Source organism: Streptomyces sp. NPDC031274, assembly GCF_055570235.1.
Genome location: NZ_JBVIHP010000444.1, coordinates 1 through 1,073, shown reverse-complemented (window position 1 = coordinate 1,073; position 1,073 = coordinate 1). Strand labels below are relative to the sequence as shown.

Here is a 1,073-nt window from a genome sequence, read left to right as displayed (position 1 = left end):
CCGCACGGACGTGGAGGAGTGGCTTGCCGCGCACCCCGGCCATCCGCTGGCCGCCGAGACCCGCGAGAAGACGGACCGCCAGCGCGACACCTGGCTGCGGGGCTACCGCCAGGTGCTCGGTCTGGCCTATCTGACCCTGATGCCGGTGGGCTGAGGGCGGTCATCGGGGCCGGGCGTACGCGGTGGAGGAACCGGGCGGGAACCGGCACTGGACGGGTACCGGCATGTACCGGCACCGGGGCGACGGCGATACCGACCGAAGTCTGCCGCCCATCGACTTTCGGCCGCTCCCCCGCCGTTCCTGCCCGCCTAGCGTCGAGGACATGACCAGCGAAGAGAGCCCCGGCCCCGTCTCACTCCGCAAGGACCGGACGACGGTGCTCGGTTACCCGCGCGGTGAGCTGCTGACCGTACTCATCGGTCTGCCGCTCCTCGGCCTCCTGCTCGGCCTCGGCCTGCCGCCCCTGGCCCGGTGGCTGAGCGATCTGCCGGTGCTGCCCTGGCGGGACGGCATCACGTTCGTGGGCTCGCTGGACGAGCCGTGGCAGGTGGGGGTCGCGATGGGCGCCGGTCTGGTCGTCGGCCTGGTGGCCGGGTTCCTCCTCGCCGTCACGGAGACGGTCGAGACCCTGAAGCTGAAGCTGACCGACCAGGAGCTGGCGGCCGAGCTGCACGAGCGGACACGGACCATCGAACGCGCCCGCGTCTCGGCGGTGTTCCTGGACGGCAAGGAACTGGTGGTCCTCGACGAGACGTCACGCCAGTTCACGCGCGGTGCCCACAAGACGGCGGCACCGGCCCTGGCCAGGGCATTGCGCTCACACGGCTACCCGTGGCAGGACGCCGACCCGCACGCGTCCCTGTTCCACCGCTGGATCCCCGGTGCTCCCGGTCTGCCCGCCGAGGGGCACGCGGTCCTCGCGGCGCGGAAGGCCGCGCTGAAGAGCGACGCCAAGGAGGACTTCCGGGACCTCGCCGAGACGATGCAGGGTCTGGGCTATGTCGTACGGGACGAGGGCAAGGACCAGTACTGGCGTCCGCTGGCAGGGGAGGCCGGCGAAGGGGGCGGTGGC

At 72.0% G+C, this 1,073-nt stretch carries 1 protein-coding gene and 1 pseudogene; both read left to right on the top strand.

Annotated features, from left to right (window positions below; all coding sequences use genetic code 11):
- Positions 1–154: pseudogene (locus ACZ5CR_RS47055) on the top strand (SAM-dependent methyltransferase); the annotation flags it as partial.
- Positions 155–323: 169 nt separating this feature from the next.
- A partial coding sequence (locus tag ACZ5CR_RS47050; protein WP_468870211.1) for a YqeB family protein occupies positions 324–1,073 on the top strand: 750 nt, incomplete at its 3' end.